The organism is Oceanobacillus luteolus (assembly GCF_023715655.1).
Taxonomy (GTDB): Bacteria; Bacillota; Bacilli; order Bacillales; family Amphibacillaceae; genus Oceanobacillus; species Oceanobacillus luteolus.
This window is the reverse complement of record NZ_JAMBON010000002.1, coordinates 200,749-218,114: the sequence shown is the minus strand read 5'-3', so window position 1 is coordinate 218,114 and position 17,366 is coordinate 200,749. Positions and strand designations below refer to the sequence as shown.

At 38.1% G+C, this 17,366-nt stretch carries 13 protein-coding genes and 1 other annotated feature; of the genes, 8 read left to right on the top strand and 5 right to left on the bottom strand.

What is annotated here, in order from left to right:
* Nucleotides 1–447, top strand: a 447-nt coding sequence (locus M3210_RS03830) for a transposase (protein WP_251511699.1), incomplete at its 5' end; no start/stop codon positions are given.
* Nucleotides 448–821: 374 nt separating this feature from the next.
* Here the strand turns inward: M3210_RS03830 and ezrA are convergent.
* Both ezrA and refZ read right to left on the bottom strand, forming a co-directional pair.
* Nucleotides 822–2,516: a septation ring formation regulator EzrA gene (gene ezrA / locus M3210_RS03825; protein WP_251511696.1), complete on the bottom strand. Its 1,695-nt coding sequence runs from the start codon at nt 2,514–2,516 to the stop codon at nt 822–824.
* A gap of 194 nt (nt 2,517–2,710) precedes the next feature.
* Nucleotides 2,711–3,316 (bottom strand): forespore capture DNA-binding protein RefZ, encoded by a 606-nt coding sequence (gene refZ, locus M3210_RS03820; protein ID WP_251511692.1) that lies wholly within the window; start codon nt 3,314–3,316, stop codon nt 2,711–2,713.
* Nucleotides 3,317–3,474: 158 nt separating this feature from the next.
* Here refZ and M3210_RS03815 point away from each other — a divergent pair, with 158 nt between their 5' ends.
* Complete coding sequence (locus M3210_RS03815) at nt 3,475–3,954, top strand: GAF domain-containing protein (RefSeq protein ID WP_251511688.1); 480 nt, start codon at nt 3,475–3,477, stop codon at nt 3,952–3,954.
* Nucleotides 3,955–3,989: 35 nt separating this feature from the next.
* Here the strand turns inward: M3210_RS03815 and M3210_RS03810 are convergent, their stop codons facing one another.
* Entirely contained in the window at nt 3,990–5,807 is a 1,818-nt protein-coding gene (locus M3210_RS03810; protein WP_251511685.1) for a sensor domain-containing diguanylate cyclase, read from the bottom strand.
* A 559-nt stretch (nt 5,808–6,366) separates the two neighbouring features.
* On the opposite strand from M3210_RS03810, the gene rpsD reads away from it, so the two are divergent.
* Nucleotides 6,367–6,969: a 30S ribosomal protein S4 gene (gene rpsD / locus M3210_RS03805; protein WP_251511680.1), complete on the top strand. Its 603-nt coding sequence runs from the start codon at nt 6,367–6,369 to the stop codon at nt 6,967–6,969.
* A 121-nt stretch (nt 6,970–7,090) separates the two neighbouring features.
* Here rpsD and M3210_RS03800 read toward each other — a convergent pair whose 3' ends face one another.
* Nucleotides 7,091–7,819: a FixH family protein gene (locus M3210_RS03800; RefSeq protein ID WP_251511676.1), complete on the bottom strand. Its 729-nt coding sequence runs from the start codon at nt 7,817–7,819 to the stop codon at nt 7,091–7,093.
* A gap of 357 nt (nt 7,820–8,176) precedes the next feature.
* The gene (tyrS, locus tag M3210_RS03795; protein ID WP_251511672.1) at nt 8,177–9,451 is read right to left on the bottom strand and encodes a tyrosine--tRNA ligase; all 1,275 of its coding nucleotides are present in this window, start codon (nt 9,449–9,451) and stop codon (nt 8,177–8,179) included.
* A gap of 48 nt (nt 9,452–9,499) precedes the next feature.
* Nucleotides 9,500–9,709 (bottom strand) — a binding site (T-box leader).
* A 108-nt stretch (nt 9,710–9,817) separates the two neighbouring features.
* On the opposite strand from tyrS, the gene M3210_RS03790 reads away from it, so the two are divergent.
* From M3210_RS03790 to M3210_RS03770, 5 genes are all read left to right on the top strand, one after another.
* Nucleotides 9,818–12,745, top strand: a complete 2,928-nt coding sequence (locus tag M3210_RS03790) for a transglycosylase domain-containing protein (RefSeq protein WP_251511668.1) — start codon at nt 9,818–9,820, stop codon at nt 12,743–12,745.
* Nucleotides 12,746–12,922: 177 nt separating this feature from the next.
* Complete coding sequence (locus M3210_RS03785) at nt 12,923–13,609, top strand: GNAT family N-acetyltransferase (RefSeq protein ID WP_251511664.1); 687 nt, start codon at nt 12,923–12,925, stop codon at nt 13,607–13,609.
* Nucleotides 13,610–13,899: 290 nt separating this feature from the next.
* Complete coding sequence (locus M3210_RS03780; protein ID WP_251511661.1) at nt 13,900–14,550, top strand: acetoin utilization AcuB family protein; 651 nt, start codon at nt 13,900–13,902, stop codon at nt 14,548–14,550.
* Entirely contained in the window at nt 14,547–15,713 is a 1,167-nt protein-coding gene (locus M3210_RS03775) for an acetoin utilization protein AcuC (RefSeq protein ID WP_251511658.1), read from the top strand. Before M3210_RS03780 ends, M3210_RS03775 begins: the two co-directional genes overlap by 4 nt.
* Before the next feature lie 137 nt (nt 15,714–15,850).
* Nucleotides 15,851–17,326 carry a UDP-N-acetylmuramoyl-L-alanyl-D-glutamate--2,6-diaminopimelate ligase gene (locus M3210_RS03770; protein WP_251511655.1) on the top strand — a complete coding sequence of 492 codons (1,476 nt, stop codon included), beginning with the start codon at nt 15,851–15,853 and terminating at the stop codon, nt 17,324–17,326.
* The last annotated feature ends 40 nt before the right edge of the window (nt 17,327–17,366 follow it).

Genomic DNA, 17,366 nt, shown 5'->3' with positions numbered 1-17,366 from the left:
AAAGAACTGGATAAATCCATCGAGCGAATCATGAAAGGTTTGCCGCAAACGCTACAGTCTATCCCTGGCATCGGACCAGTATTAGCTGCCGGTATTCAAGCTGAAATTGGACAGATTGAACGCTTCGCAGATGAAACAAAGATCGCCAAGTATGCAGGTCTTTATTGGCGAAAGCATCAATCCGGTCGCTTTACAGCTGACGATACATCGTTATCGCGTAATGGAAATCAGTATCTCCGTTATTACCTTGTTGAAGCCGCCAACTCGGTAAGAAGACACGTTCCTGAATACAAAGAGTATTACGCGAAAAAGTACGATGAAGTACCAAAGCATCAACACAAAAGAGCCCTCGTCTTAACTGCAAGAAAACTTGTGCGTTTGGTGGATGCGCTACTACGCAAAAACCAAATTTACACGCCGAAAGGAGCGTACATACATGAAGCATGATTAGCTTCTAAATCCTTCTGACAATATCCAGTAAATTCTGTAAATATTACTGGGTTAGTTTAGTGCTGCCTTTTTTAAGATAATTGAACCTTGATAACTCAATAATCATTTATTTTACTCTTGACATATCACCGCAGGTCTTTAATAAGTGTTCTCTATTCTAAAACGTTTATTAATCGCTGAATTATACCTTAAGCATCTTAATGCATTCCAGCTAAAAAAACAAGGGTTTTGTATATAAAACAGCTGTTAAGTAAAGACTATCGGGTTAATCATTTCTATGAACACGATTAAAACAAAAGGCTGTAGTAAAAGGAGTCCCCTTTTACTACAGCCCTCAAAGTCAGTGACAATAACTTTCAATCTTAATAGTTTTAATCGTTCATAACTAGCTGAGATTCTTCAATGCGCTTTAAAGCTCCTGGTTCCACTTGCTCTATAGCTTTAGCCGCTTTTTCCAATGATAGTTCGTATTCGTAGTTACGGAATAATCGTTCTGCTTCATGAAGTTCTGCAGAAAGAATCGGGTTACGGCTACGATATCGGTTCGCATATTGAATGACACGTTCTGTCAAATATGCCTGATCAAGCATCACTTCGATCTGTTCGCTTGCTTGTTCAATGGAGCCTTCCGCTTCCAATAATGTTCGATGAACGGCCCCAGTATCCAATGGATGCTGTTCCAGTGCTTCCAGCACCTTTTTGTTCTTTTGTTGGGCCTCTTCAAGACTAGTCCAAATGTAAGTTGGTACTCCCGGGATGTTACTTTTACGTAAACGTCGATGTAAATTCATAATTTGCTCTCGCATTTGCACTAGTTTATCTTTGGCCATCAGTTCATCTTTTCTCAGTGTCTGAATACTTTCTCTAAAAGATGTGTGTTTCTCCTTCAATTCATCTATCTGCTCGAGACTTGTTTCAACTCTTCTCCGTATTTCACTATGTGCTAATCCATTTGTCTCTAGCTGTACTAAGATTTCTTCCAACTCATCTTTTAAACTTTGCGTTTTCTTATCTACTGCAAGGAACTTTTCCAGTTCTTCATCTTCTACATAGTAGGCTTTCTTCAATTCCTCAACTTCTTCTTTCGTTTCAGCGAAGGAGTTATAAAGGGATGTTACTGCATCTTTATAGGATGGTATATACTGTTCGAGGTAACTCTTGGCCAAAGCTTCTTGTTCCAATTGCTCATACATTTCAGCAATTCTCTCTTCCACTTCATTAAGTATCTCATTGCCCTCTGCTAAGTTTCCTTCTTCAAGCAGCTGCATACAATTCGTAAGTCTTTCCTGATATGTACGTATTTCTTTTTCAAAATTCAAGTGTTCAATGAAATACCCTTCTTGTTTCATCTCTTTCATACCTGAGAGCAGTTGATCAAGTTGTGAAGAGAGCTCGTGCTTGGCTTTTTTGTATAGAGGAGGAAATGCGGTTATTTTCTCTTCCAATTCCTCCAGTTCTGCTTTTATTTCAATCACAATATTCTTAGCTTCCATATAGTTCCCTGAATCACTTTCTTCATGGAACCTCTTTAATTTTTCTTCCAATTCGTCGAGTCTGCCGTCAAAATACCGATCGGCTTTAGCAAATTGATAGCGATTCTGAGAGATGTGTCTTCGTAGATCTTTGATGGATGGTTCTACAGCTTCTATCTCAATTCTGCTTGATTTTTCTGATTCCAGCAGATCATGAAGCTCATTTAAAATACTTTCAATACTTGCTTCAATCGATTGGAGAATTGTCTCCGTTTCTTTCAATACTTTTTTAGCCTTTGGAATTCTGAAGTAATCGGCAGCATCTTCCGCATCGAGTAAATGTTCTTCGATATCGGCCAGCTCTTTACTCACAATATAGTCCCAGCGTTCCTTCCACGCTTCGAACTTAACTTGAGTTTCCCCTGATAAATTGAGATTTTTGATTTTGCTCAATTCACCAGCAACATTCCGCCCCATAATATCCAATTTCCACGCTTCCAGCCTATCTACGTTATCATAAACTCTTTTACGCAGGATTAAACCGATGATGATTAATACAATTATTGCTAAAATAATTCCAATGAATAACTCCATAGCGTACCTCCTACCCCAATCCAACAAGAGGATTTATACCTATACATTCAGATGTTGTAAATAAAAAGTATATATTTTTTTTAATATAAGTTACGATATAATACTAATAATAGCATGTATCTAGTAACTTTGGCTAAGAAAAACAAAATTTTGTCTTCTTTTTATGGATTTTATAGAAAAATGGCGATTAGTTGTCAAATTCCGACAATGAATTTCAGCCATTTTTGAATCGTAGCCACATATTTTTTTACAAAAACCTCACGAGAATATTCCCCAATCACTCGATCTTTCCATTCATTGTGTAATATATATGGAGTAATCAGCATACCTTTCAGCTGCAGTAATAGATAATCCTTTTGATCACCCGGCAGTTTCTTACCTTCTAACGCTGAGAAAAAAGTAGAGCGGATATAGTAATTTTCTTTCGCAAGATATGTTACAGTCATTTCTCGGACAAATATGGAATCGAGTGTCAACTCACGCTGAATGAAGCATGTCAATTGCAGTTTTGATTGCTTGTATTGTATAATTGTAAAAATCAATTTGTTCAGCCGTTCTATAGCAGATTGATTCTCTGTCACTTTAAGGCATTCTTCCACTTTTTCTAAGTATTCTTCATAATATGCGGTCACAGCATATTCCAATAATCCTTGTTTGCCGTTGAAATAGTAGCTTACGGATGAGACATTAACTTTAGCTTTCTCGGCAATATCGCGAACGGAAGTACCATGGAAGCCTTTTTGGAAAAACAGAGTGGAAGCTGCATGGATCACTTTTTGTTTTGATAGGTTTTTTTTCATCATACTCAACTCCTTACTTTTCCAATACGACAAACTTTCTAGATTTCCTGTTACTTTCGCTCGACAGGATTCTTAGCAATGTCGAATACTGCATTGTAAGTTTCATTCTACTGGAATCTTCGGAGAAAAACTATTTATAATTCTATAGGGGGATGATTATGTTTCAACAAGTCACTTATTCAGACGACCGTATGAAAGGATATGAACTGTTAATTAAACAGCTTCATGCATTATCTGAAGATGAAAAAGATCAAATTGCACTTCTCGCGAATGCTGCCAGCCTTCTCAATCAATTTCTCGACGAAGTGAACTGGGTTGGCTTCTATTTATGGAAAGATGAAGAGCTTGTACTTGGTCCTTTCCAAGGGTTGCCTGCGTGTGTACGCATCCCTTATGGTAGAGGTGTTTGTGGTACAGCAATAAAAGAAAAGAAAACCCAACTTGTTCCTGATGTACATGCATTTCCTGGTCACATTGCCTGTGATGCTGCGAGCAACTCAGAGATAGTTGTACCAATGATCATCAATGGTGAAATCTATGGTGTGCTAGATATTGACAGTCCGATTAAAGAAAGATTCGATGAAACGGACCAATTATATCTCGAAAAGTTTGTAGATGCATTGAGTCAATATCTATAACATAAAACGAGCAACTCTAAGGAGGCTGCTCGTTTTTATTGTATGATCACACAATTCTTTCCTTTAGATTTCGCTCTGTACAATGCTTCATCGGCGCGTATAAACAAGCTTTTCTGATTATACTGTTCGGTTCTTTTCCAGTTGGAAATTCCACAAGAAACAGTAATCGCTGGTTCAGTACCTTCCCTTATAAGCTTTCGAATATCATTTGCATATTGCTTTCCTTGTTCACAATCCATCTCGGGTAAATAAATAGCGATCTCTTCTCCGCCCCACCTTGATACGATTCCTTTGTTCCCTATCTTGTTCTCCATGATTGCAGCAACTTGCTTCAATACCACATCACCCACATGGTGCCCATAGGTGTCATTTACACTTTTGAAATCATCAATATCAAATAAAAGAAGAACACCACTCGAACCACTCTCTAAATGAGTGTTGATCCTTTCTTCCAGATACCTTCTTGTATACAATTGAGTAAGGAAATCAGTAATGAGAGTCCGCTGTAATCTTTCCTTTAGAATAGTATTAGAGATGGCCAAGGCAGAATGCTGCATCATCGATTCCACCAATTTAAAACTCTCAAACGAAAAATGATACGTATCTTCGTGAAGGATAATCGTAAATCCCATACTAAGACCCGAGTATTCCATTGGAATAACCATTACCGACTGATAGCCATAACTTCGCAACTCCTCTGCTTTACCATTGAAGACCGCATCAGACTTCTGCAAGATTTTCTCTTTATATAGGCTTACAATACCGCTTCCATTCCCCACCTTAAACAACTCTGAGCTGCCTTCCAAAATTTCAATTTCAACATTAGATTCTTCATCAAGATAAATAAAACCGACTTCACTTGCTTCTGTGATTTCCATAATTTGAGTACGGATGATTTCTGTAAGTTCCGACAGTTCGCTTGTGGAATTCAGTTTATGATTTACTTCATTTATCAACGTTAGGTTGGATACTTGCATTAATGAGTCTTCATATAAAATAGTTTTTTCTAACGCTTTGCCTGATAATGCTGCAATCTCTTCTATTAAAAGAATATCTTCCTTCCATAAATAGCTCTCAATGGGCACGATGATTTCGAGAACACCATAAACACTCTGTTCACCTGTCAACGGAGCATAGATCATCTTTTTTGATTGTTCTTTTAAAATTTCAATTTGGAATTCTCCAGTCATAAAAACCTGGGTACTCATCGAAATTGGATTTTCATCTTTATATTCCATAACTCTGATAGGCAGTGAAGGAGTATTTCCATACTCCTGAGTCAGAATCAAATGGTATTCTGCATCACCATAAAGTTGTTCCAACGCTTTTGTAATATCCCGCAACACATCGTTCTTATCATTCGCCTTTAATAACTTCTCACTTAATTCTTGTAAGAATTTATTATTTTTGCTCCTCTGGGCATTTTCCCAGGTTTGAGCTATTATTGAGAATAATTTCTCTGTTTCCTTTTTAAATGTAGCTAGAAAATGTTCGGGTAATGGAGTTTCTTTGGAATAAATAAATAAAAGTTTCCCCATTCCCCTGAGTTGTATCTGAAGAAGGTCTACATGTTTTGGCCTCTTGTTTTCATGAAAAAAGCTTTCCGGTATGATAACCTCATCAGCAACAAAATTTTTCGGCATAAACATAACAATATCTTCATAATAGGATCCCAATAATCGAAATGACTCAGACTTATCGAAATGCACGTAAGCTGCAAGAAAATCCGCCTCAATATGCCCACATATTTCTTTTAGTATGTAATCAATAATTGTGTCATCCCAGGTTTTCTGTTCGAATAAATCTGAAAGAATGTTAAAATACATGAATTGAAGTTGTTTTGAGCTATCCATTTAATCACCTATTTATTATGATAAAGCTATTCTCTCTTCATCAAATAGTCCTTTATTACTATAAATGTGGTTTTAATCATTTAAATTATAAGCTTCTATTGCTTTCGATATATCCGTTTCTTTCCTCTCCCATAACGGTTTGGCACGTTATTCTTCAATAAAAGTTCAGCCGAACCAACAGATTTATATATTTGATATTTATTATACACGAAGTAGTGCGAAATTCCCATGCTAAATATACTCTTTTCCCAAAATATTACTTTTAAAACCTATAAGCAATCATAGTATAATTAAAATGATAAAGACTTCAATAGAACAAAGTTAAATCTTTGTTGACTTTCAGAGCTAATACTTATATAATAGTCTTTGTGTAAATTTAAGGTAGCCTTAGCGCTCGATTCATTGTAACTAGTTTGTTCCTTACTTTGATAAAGAAAGTTTAAGGGTGTATCGTGTAACTCTCTGCTGCTGGAGCGATGGTACAAGAAAACAAACTAGCCAGTGTAATTGACGTGGTGATTTAACTTTATACAAATTTAAATCAAAGGAGGAAATGTCTATGTCACGTTATACAGGTCCTGTATGGAAAAAATCTCGACGTTTTGGCATTTCATTAACTGGAACTGGTAAGGAATTAGATAAGCGTCCTTACGCTCCTGGACAACATGGTCCGAACCAAAGAAAAAAGCTTTCTGAGTATGCTTTACAGCTTCAAGAGAAGCAAAAACTACGTTTCATGTACGGATTGAACGAACGTCAATTCCGTAACCTATTCAACAAAGCTGGTAAAATGAAAGGGATCCACGGTGAGAACTTCATGATTCTTCTTGAGTCTCGTCTTGATAACCTTGTTTACCGTTTAGGTCTAGCTCGTACACGTAGACAAGCTCGTCAGCTTGTAAACCATGGTCACGTTTTAGTTGATGGTCGTCGTGTTGACATTCCATCTTACTCAGTTGCTCCAGGCCAAACAATCGGCTTACGCGAGCGTTCAAGAAATCTTGAAATCGTGAAAGAAGCAATAGAAGTAAACAACTTCGTACCAGAGTATACTACATTCGACGCAGAGAAATTAGAAGGTACGTACTCACGTTACCCAGAGCGTTCTGAGCTTCCAGCGGAAATTAACGAAGCTCTTATCGTTGAGTTCTACTCACGTTAATAGAATTAATGATTACCTCCTCTTTCACTTTAGTGTTCGAGGAGGTTTTTATATTGAAAAAACCTTAACACCCTATGAAAGGATATTAAGGTTTTTCATTCGCTATCAGCTTAGACACCAATTATTGTACTTCAATGGTATACTCTTCATGCTCATGAAGATCTGCATCATCTTCAACATGGATGACAATCGAATATGTACCTGCTTCTGAAAATTCATGAACTGCGGCATATTCACCTGGTTTCGTTTCATTGGCGTCAACCCAAGCTATATGTTCACCTTGTTCGGGTAGTATTTCAAAGCGGACGTTTGCGTTTTCTAATTCCTCACCCTCCAACTGAAGGTGAACAATTAAATCTGTATCGTCTCCTGCTTGAATATTTTCCGGGTTGGAAAAATGAAGTTGGAATCCATCAGAATGTTTGTGTTCTACATGTTCTTCATCCTGGTGTACCGCTTCTTCAGCATCACCAACCGCTATAGATTTTAACGGCATCGTATGCTGGCCTCTTGCCGTAGTATGGGCATACAACTCATAAATTCCATCTTCTGCAAATTCAACTTCCGCAGTATAACTTCCATTAGATGTATGTATTCCTTCCACATTTGTACTATCTGTTTCATTACCTTGAACCCAATATTCAAACATTACTTCATCAGCATCTTCTACCATCTCATCACCATAAGATACAATAGCTTCCAACTGGACTGTTTCACCAGGTTCTGCAGTTTCTGGTACAATAAATTCAACTTCCAACGTTGCTAATTCCTCTTCCCCGCTCTCTTCATTTCCACAAGCAGCTAGTAATAATAGCAACGCCATAACAACTAGTATTGTAATTTTCTTCAATAAAACAACCTCCAATATTTTGCTGGTCATTAATTTTTCCAAACTAATGAAATTGCATACACAGATTGAATAATCCATACCTACCCATAATAGGGATGGATTATTCAATCTGTAAGTGGGTACACGTTAAAACAAACTAATCTACAATGTCCCTAATTTAACTCTACCAACTAAAAATGCCATTTTCAACTGGATGACATGACTAATTTGTGAAAATGCAATGAGGTATGTCGATTGGTCCTATTGATCACTTTGAAATCTAAAGCTAACTAATCCTCCTCTCTCCTGCATTTTAAATTTAATAGTAAAAAGAAAACAGCCTGTGGGTTGATCCACTCACAGGCTGTTTTCACTTAATTAGCTGAAATCAATTAACGTATATTTCTTTTTCCCTCTTCGGATAACGGTAAATACATCACCAATACGATCTGCAGCAGTTACTTCATAATTCGTATCTTGCTGCCTTTCACCGTTAATATAAATTGCACCATTTTGAATATCTTCTCTTGCTTGACGTTTTGATGGAGAGATTTTCGCTTGTACGAGCAAGTCAACTAAACCAATGTCCGTTTTTTCCAATTGGTGTGTTGGGACATCTTTAAATCCTTGCTCAATCTCTTCTACTGTTAATTCTTTAATGTTCCCGCTGAATAATGCATCAGATATTTTAATTGCTTGTTGTAAAGCTTCCTTACTATGCACGAGGATGGTCATTTCCTCCGCTAAACGTTTTTGGGCTACGCGTTTTTCTGGTTGAGTTTCAACCTCTTTTTCCAGCTCTTCAATTTCTTCTTTGGAAAGGAAGGTGAAGTAACGTAAGAATTTCACAACATCCCTGTCATCTGTGTTGATCCAGAACTGGTAAAATTCGTATGGAGTCGTTTTTTCCGGGTCCAGCCAAATTGCATTACCGGCAGATTTTCCAAATTTTGTTCCATCAGCTTTTGTAATTAAAGGGACAGTCAAACCGAATACTTTGACATCCTCTTCTTCCGGATTCTCTCTCGTACGACGAATGAGCTCCATTCCTGCAGTAATATTCCCCCACTGGTCACTTCCGCCAATTTGAAGTTGACAGTTTTCTTCCTCATAGAGCTTCATAAAATCAATGGATTGCAGCAACATATAACTGAACTCCGTGTACGTGATTCCTGTTTCAATCCGGGATGAAACGGATTCTTTCGCTAGCATGTAATTGATGCTGAAATGCTTTCCTGCATCACGCAGCACTTCGATGAAAGTCAAATTGCTTAACCAGTCGTAATTATTACGTGAAACGACAGGGTTCTCCCCTTCTCCAAAATTAACTAACTTTCCAATCTGCTTTTGGATACTTTCCGCAAATCCCATAACAACTTCTTTACTGTTCAGGGAACGCTCAGAAGAACGGCCACTTGGGTCTCCAATCATTCCTGTACCGCCACCAACCAACGCAATCGGCTTGTGTCCTGCTTTCTGGAATCTTTTCAGCATAACAATCGGTACGAGGTGACCGATATGAAGACTATCTGCCGTCGGGTCAAAACCACAATATAATGTAACCGTTTGAGAGTCCAATAATTTCGCTAACCCTTCACGATCTGTCACTTGATTGATTAAACCACGCCACTCCAACTCATCTAAAATATTCATCCTGCCATCTCCTTTTTATTTCAAAATCAAAAAAAGCCCCTCCCTCAAAAAAGGGACGAGCTAATAATCGCGGTACCACCCTTGTTGCATAACAATGCCACTTGGGATTGTTAACGATGTCTCCACCGTTCTTAAGGCTACTAACCAAAAGAAATGCTCCAGACTGTAATTCACCAGTAAATTTATATTGGCTTGCACCACCCGCCAACTCTCTTCGATAGGGATTCACATGGCTACTGAATCTTTCTCAGCATAGTTTATCTATTAATAGCATATTTTCTTGCCTTTAGCAATCATTTCCAAAAACGTATTCATGTATTTTTTCATATATGGTATAATTATAAACGAAATTTAGGAGGGTTGCAAATGGATTTAAAAAAGTGGATGCAACAATTGATCGAAGCATTAAGAGAAAACTGGAAGTCAGGGAAAATCCAACGATCAAGCCGGATTACATATGGAGTTGCATGGAATATTATTTTATTCTTTTTAATCATAGGCTGTATCGGAATGTTTTTCGTTGGCGGAATTGGTGCAGGTTATTTTGCTTCCCTTGTAAAAGATGAAGAGATTCGTGACTATGAAACGATGGCTCAAGATATTTATGATTATGCGGAAACCTCACGAATGTATTTCGCTGATAATGAATTCTTAGGCGAAATAAATGCTGATATACATCGAGATGAGACATCCCTTGACCAAATCGCACCGCACTTGCTTGATGCCGTGATTGCAACAGAGGATGAGTATTTTAATGAACACAATGGGGTTGTACCTAAAGCCATATTGCGAGCAGTCTATCAAGAAGTTTCCAACTCGGAAACGCAAACTGGTGGAAGTACATTAACTCAACAGTTAATTAAAAATCAAATCCTAACGAATGAAGTTTCATTTGAAAGAAAGGCAAAAGAAATTTTACTCGCACTTAGGCTGGAACGTTTCTTTGATAAAGAAGAAATTCTTGAGGCATATTTAAATATTGTTCCTTATGGCAGAGATTCATCGGGTAGAAATATCGCCGGAATCCAAACGGCAGCACAAGGTATTTTTGGAATTGATGCCAAGGATGTTAATTTGGCTCAGGCCGCTTACCTAGCTGGACTTCCTCAAAGCCCTTCCGCTTATACCCCATTTGCAAATGGCGGCGGTTTGAAGAGCGAAGATGGTATTGAACCAGGACTTAACCGAATGAAAACTGTTTTGAATCGTATGTTGGATATGGAATACATTACCCAAGAACAATACGAAGAAGCTCTCGAATATGATCTAGTGGCTGATTTTAAAGAGGAAGAAAAATCACCGTTTGAAGAATACCCTGTTCTAGCTGCAGAGATTCAAAGAAATGCCATCAGCATTTTGAAGAACAAACTATTAGAAGAAGATGGTATTACTAATGAGGATTTGGCCGAAGAACCTGAATTAGATGAAGAATATGCAATTCGGGCTGAAAGAGAACTTCAGACAAAAGGTTATGAAATTCATACAACAATTGATAAAGAGATGTATGATCTGTTCCAAGAGATTGGCCAGAATTATTCTCAATATGGAAGCAATACAATGACGGAATATCCAAAAGGTTCCGGCAAGATGATTGAACAAGAAGTTCAAGGTGCAGCAATGATGATTGAAAATTCTACGGGACGAATCATTGCATTCTTTGGTAATCGTAGTCCTGATATCGAGAATCACTTCAACTTTGCAACCCAAGCTGAACGCTCCAATGGAAGTGCGATGAAACCAATCGCAGTATATGGTCCAGCAATGGAAGAAGGATTAATTCAGCCGGGTACACCAATCGCAGACGTGTTCTATCAGGTACCTAGTGGTGGAGGATCGCATGAAATCCGTAATATTGACAGAAGACATCACGGATTGCTGTCTGCACGGACACATTTAGCCAAGTCATATAATATACCAGCGGTAAAAACATATGTGTCACTCATTGATATTAATCCTGTGGATAAATATTTAAGGAAAATGGGAATCACGTCCATAAATGACCGTGAGTATGCGCATCCTACTCTAGGGATTGGGGCATTGGATACCGGAATAACCATAGAAGAGAACACAAATGCTTTCTCTACTGTTGCTAATGGCGGTAAATTTGCAGATGCTTATATCATCGAAAAGATCACAACAAGTGACGGAGAGGTTTTTTACGAGCATGAGCATGAACCAGTGGAAGTCTTCTCTCCACAAACGAGCTATCTATTGATTGATATGATGCGGGATGTCATCAAGTACGGAACTGCCTACGACTTAAGGTCGATGCTGAAATATCCTCATGTTGACTGGGCCGGAAAGACTGGGACGTCATCGAATACTTATGATGTTCATTTTGTTGCAAGTAATCCAAACATCACATTTGCAACATGGATGGGATATGAAATTAATGATTCGCTTGATCATAATCGACAAAGCCAATGGAATCGTGCTTTCTGGGCTCAATTCATCAATGCGGCAAGTGATCTCAGACCGGAACTCGTAGCACCTGACCATGCTTTCCAACAACCTGAAGGTATTGTGCAGAGAAGCTATTGTGCCATTTCCGGCAAGCTGCCTAGTGATCTATGTCAACGTGCTGGTCTTGTCAAAACGGATCTTTTTAACGCAAAATTTGTTCCGACTGAACGAGATAATAGTTTAATAACAGGCTCACATATTTTAGTAAATGGAAAAGCTGTAATGGCTGGCTCAAATACACCTGGAGAATTCACTAAACAGGATGGATTGGTGTTAAATCCTGAGTTTCTAAAAGAAAAAGGATACGATAAATTATCGAACATCCGGCAGCTCATTCCACAAAATGAAGACCGAAGCAAATGGGAGAAAATTGGATTTCCCGGTAGCGCAGTGAGCAGTACGGTCAGTGATGATGGCAAAGCTCCACAGCCTCCATCATCTCTAAACGCATCTGGTAATACACTGACTTGGAACAGTTCATCAAGTAATAATGTAGTGGGTTATCGAATTTATAAAGCCTCTAAACCTGGCGGCGATTTCTCACAAGTCGGCAACTCGGCCTCTCCAGAATTTAAAGTAAATGGAGACGGTGTATATCATGTAAAAGCCGTTGATTACTTTGGTCGTGAATCTGGTGCCTCTTCAACTGTTATCATCGGTGAAACACCTAAGGAAGAAAAAGAGACACCTGATGAAGAAAAAGAAGAGGAAACAAAGGACGAAAAGAAAGATAAAGGGAACAAAGATAAAAATAAAGATACAAATAAAGATGAAGGAAAAAGAAAAGAAAAAGGAAAAGGAAAAGATAAAGCTGAAGACGAAGATGAATAAACAGAATCAGGAGCAAAACGCTCCTGATTTTTTTATTGAATAATCACTGTTTTATCTGAGTCATCCAATTTTCATAAAATACTAAAAAATTTATATGAAATCATGTATAATGTTTGTAAGCGCATAACTGATAAGAGTAGCTGATAAAAACGTGACAATTTATTAGGTGGTGAAGCAGTGAAGCACAGCAAGGAATTCCATTCGGTAACCTATGAAACAACAAAAGGACCAATAACCATCGAAGGTCCCCTATCATCCGAACAATTGAAAAAATTTAATTTCCATGAAAAATTAATTGCCTTTCGCCCTGCGAAGAAACAATTTGAAGCGCTTCTTCAAATCGCTGATTTTGAAGAAGGTAGAATAATTATCGCTCGTACAGAAGAAATGATTGTAGGTTATGTGACCTATCTCTACCCTGACCCATTGGAGCGGTGGTCAACATTTAATATGGAGGAATTGATTGTACTCGGTGCAATTGAAATCGCACCAGAATATCGCGGAGAACGCGTTGCTTCTAATTTAATAAAAGTCTCCATGATGGATGATTTTATGGAGAACTATATTATTATTTCTACAGAATATTATTGGCATTGGGATTTGGAAGGCACGAAATTAAGTATTTGGGATTACCGAAAGATAATGGAAAAAATGATGGCTTCCGGTGGATTAAGTCCAGCGCCTACGGATGATCCAGAAATCATTTCCCACCCCGCCAATACATTAATGGTTAGAATCGGAAAGAATGTTTCCACAGAGGCGATTGAACAATTTGACAAATTAAGGTTTTTAACTAGATATGAGCAAACAAAAAAGCGGAAACAACCGATCAGCGACCTACGAAATGCGCCTAATAAAACATGAAATGGTCCGAAGTTACTCTTGAAATTGACGAATTAAGCGGACAGATCCTTTAGAAAAGACGTTAGAATAGAGTCCACCCTCAAATGTTTGCGGTGTGATGTACACAAGTTCAAATTCCTTGCGCATGTTTTTGCAAGCTTATTAACGGAGCAGTGGCACAAAGCACTTAAAATGAGTCTTAAACATAATAACGCAGATGTTAAGCAGGGCTATATATGACTTTTAAGGAAATCTACCACCAAATAGACATAAGAATAATGAATATATAGAAATAGAATTGAGGGATGAAGATGTTAGTCGAGAGTATAATGAACACAAATGTTCCAACCCTTCCGCCGACTGCAACGATTGAGGAAGCATTACATTTGCTGAAAAAAAATAAGATAAGACATATACCGATTGTTGATGATGAAAACCGGGTAATTGGGATTGTTTCCGATCGTGATGTTAGAGATGCAAGTCCTTCTTCCCTACTAAAAGATGCAGATAGGAAGGAATTGCAAAATGAGATTCAAACCATTATGAGTCATCCAGTTGTAACTGTGCATCCCTTGGACTTTGTGGAGGAAATCGCGAGGATTTTTTATGAGAAGGAGTTTGCAGCCGTTCCTGTTGTCCATAATGATGAACTTGTCGGTATCGTAACCGAAAAGCATATGCTCCATACGTTCATTCAATTAACGGGTACACATGTACAAAGTTCACAAATAGAAGTAAAAGTTCCTCACCGACCAGGAATCTTACCGGAAGTTGCACAAATAATCGGTGATCACAACGTTAATATTGTTTCCGTGCTCGTTTATCCTTATCTTGATGATCCTCATTACAAAGTGCTTGTTTTTCGGGTACAGACGATGAACCCTATGCCGATCATTCGAGGAATACGGGATGCAGGTTTTAAACTACTCTGGCCAAATAATATTATGGAGCCTAAATTATGAGTAAAAAAGTTAAATTTGTATTTTCAGATGACTTTTCGACCTATCGTTTTAATGATGACCACCCTTTCAATCAACAACGGGTACTATTGACTAAAGATCTGCTCGAAACTAGTAACTTGCTGGATGAAGAGGATATTATCCCACCGAGAAAAGCTACAGAGGAAGAATTGGCATTATTTCACGAAACTCAATATATCGAAGCGGTTAAGAAAGCCAGCAAGGGCAACTTGACTAAAGAAGAAGGACTTGTTTTTGGGCTGGGAACAGAAGATACTCCGATGTTCCCTAATATGCATGAAGCTTCAAGTTATTTGGTGGGTGGAACCCTAACTGCCGTCGACGCTGTCTTGTCAGGCCAAGCTGACCATGCTTTAAATCTTGGTGGAGGACTGCATCACGGTTTCGAACGTCAAGCTGCAGGATTCTGTATTTATAACGATGGCGCGGTCGCTATCAAGTATATTCGTAATAAATATGACCTGAAAGTGCTTTATGTGGATACCGATGCCCATCATGGTGATGGTGTACAATGGGCATTTTACGATGATCCTAATGTCTGCACCTTTTCCATTCATGAAACTGGCCGTTATTTATTCCCTGGCACAGGAGATGTTAGAGAACGTGGAATTAAGGAAGGTCATGGTTACTCCTTCAATCTTCCAATAGACGCATACACTCAGGATGAGTCGTTTTTGCACGTTTATGAAACCGCATTCAAGGAGATTGTGGAGTATTTTAAGCCGGATGTAATTTTAACCCAAAACGGTGCAGATGCTCATACGTTTGACCCGTTAACTCACTTATGTGGTTCGATGTCTATTTTCGAACGTATTCCCCTTCTCGCCCATGAATTGGCACATCAATATTGTGACGGAAAATGGATTGCCACTGGTGGCGGAGGATATGATATTTGGCGAGTTGTGCCGAGAGCATGGGCACAGATCTGGAGTGTAATGAAAACGGAACGTATTTTAGAGGGGGATTTGCCATCCAGTTGGTTAAATAAATGGCAACATGTATCACCAGTTCCTTTACCAAGCACTTGGCATGATGGAGAGGAAGCTTTTCCACAGATTCCAAGGAAGTCAGAAATAGAAGAAAAAAATTATAAATTATTGTTAGCAATGCTCAAATATGCGAAGATAAGCAATTCAAATTCTTGAAGGATCCGATTGGGTCCTTCCTTTCTTTTTACTCTTCATCGTTTCGTACATAGACAATCATTTTAAGAAGATATATAATTAGTAAAGCAACTTGTTAAATATTTGACCTTGTCATTCTGAGAAGGAGCTGAACGGACATGAGACTTAGTAACATCCTAAAGGATATGGAATATGACTTGGTCCAAGGGACACTAGACCAAGATATTTCTGAAATAATTTTTGATTCTCGTATTAAGCAGACTAATAGTTTATTCATTTGCATTTCCGGTTTCACACTGGATGGACATGATAAAGCTGAAGAAGCAATTCAAAATGGTGCAGTTGCTGTCCTAGTGGAAAAGGATATACATGTGCCAAACGGAGTAACTGTCATTAAAGTAGAGAATACTAGAAATGCGATGGCTAAGGTTGCCAGCAATTTCAATGACAATCCATCTGACGACATAAATGTGATAGGTATAACGGGTACAAATGGTAAAACTTCCATCACTCATTTCTTAAAGTCCATTTTGAATGAAGCCAACCATAAAACCGGTGTAATTGGTACATTGGGCACGGTAATAGACGATGAATTGATACCAACAAACAATACTACACCTGAATCAGTCGATTTACAGAAATTCCTAAAAGATATGGCGATCACAGACCACGATTACTGTCTAATCGAAGTTTCTTCCCACTCTTTACAATTAAAACGGGTGGCACATACTAAATTCAGTACGGGTATTTTTACCAATTTAAGTCCGGATCATTTAGAGTTACATAAAACAATGGATGAATACTTTGAAGCTAAGGCGCAATTATTTACGATGACTGAAAAGGCTAATATCATCAATGCGGACGACATCTATGGCCAGAGATTAATTGAACAATTAAGAGATTCCAATGTTAAAACGTTGACATATGGAATCCATGAGAAAGCTGACTTTTATGCTTCTGATATTGAATATTCTCTCGAGGGAACATCTTACACATTACATACACCGTTTGAAACAGCCAAAATCAACATTCATCTGCCTGGTGAAATATATGTCTCAAACAGCCTAGCTGCGATTGCAGCTGCATATAGTAATGGAATCGCTATTGAAGCAATTCAAACAGGGTTGGCTAATGTAAGTAACATTGACGGCAGATTTGAAACAGTATACTCCTCAGGGAATTTCAATGTAATTGTCGACTTTGCACATACAGAAGATGCGCTGCAAAAAACAATCAGTATTCTTAAACCTTTCGTAAAAGGTAATATTATACTCGTCTTTGGAGTATACGCAGACATGAGTGAAAACGGCAGAGATAAACGTTATGGTATGGGACGTGTAGCAGCTGAATATGCCGACTTTTCAATTGTGACTTTAGATAATCCAAAAAACCACGATATTGAAACGATAATGAAAGAAACAACTGATGCCATCGAACGAAATAAAGGTAAATTCATCGAAATCCGTGATCGCGAGAAAGCAATTCAATATGCGATAGAGATTAGTGAACAAGATGACTGTATATTGCTTGCAGGTAAAGGGCATGAAACAACTCAAGTAATCGGAGACGAAGAAATTTACTTCTCTGAAAAAGAGATTGTACAAAAAGCCATGGAAACAAAGGTATTTCAATAAACAAAAAGAAGCAGAAATATGAGGTTCATATTTACTGCTT

Coding starts and splice junctions, on each gene's coding strand:
- ezrA (WP_251511696.1), bottom strand. CDS start 2,516: ATGGAGTTATTCATTGGAATTATTTTAGCAATAATTGTATTAATCATC.
- refZ (WP_251511692.1), bottom strand. CDS start 3,316: ATGAAAAAAAACCTATCAAAACAAAAAGTGATCCATGCAGCTTCCACT.
- M3210_RS03815 (WP_251511688.1), top strand. CDS start 3,475: ATGTTTCAACAAGTCACTTATTCAGACGACCGTATGAAAGGATATGAA.
- M3210_RS03810 (WP_251511685.1), bottom strand. CDS start 5,807: ATGGATAGCTCAAAACAACTTCAATTCATGTATTTTAACATTCTTTCA.
- rpsD (WP_251511680.1), top strand. CDS start 6,367: ATGTCACGTTATACAGGTCCTGTATGGAAAAAATCTCGACGTTTTGGC.
- tyrS (WP_251511672.1), bottom strand. CDS start 9,451: ATGAATATTTTAGATGAGTTGGAGTGGCGTGGTTTAATCAATCAAGTG.
- M3210_RS03790 (WP_251511668.1), top strand. CDS start 9,818: ATGGATTTAAAAAAGTGGATGCAACAATTGATCGAAGCATTAAGAGAA.
- M3210_RS03780 (WP_251511661.1), top strand. CDS start 13,900: ATGTTAGTCGAGAGTATAATGAACACAAATGTTCCAACCCTTCCGCCG.
- M3210_RS03775 (WP_251511658.1), top strand. CDS start 14,547: ATGAGTAAAAAAGTTAAATTTGTATTTTCAGATGACTTTTCGACCTAT.
- M3210_RS03770 (WP_251511655.1), top strand. CDS start 15,851: ATGAGACTTAGTAACATCCTAAAGGATATGGAATATGACTTGGTCCAA.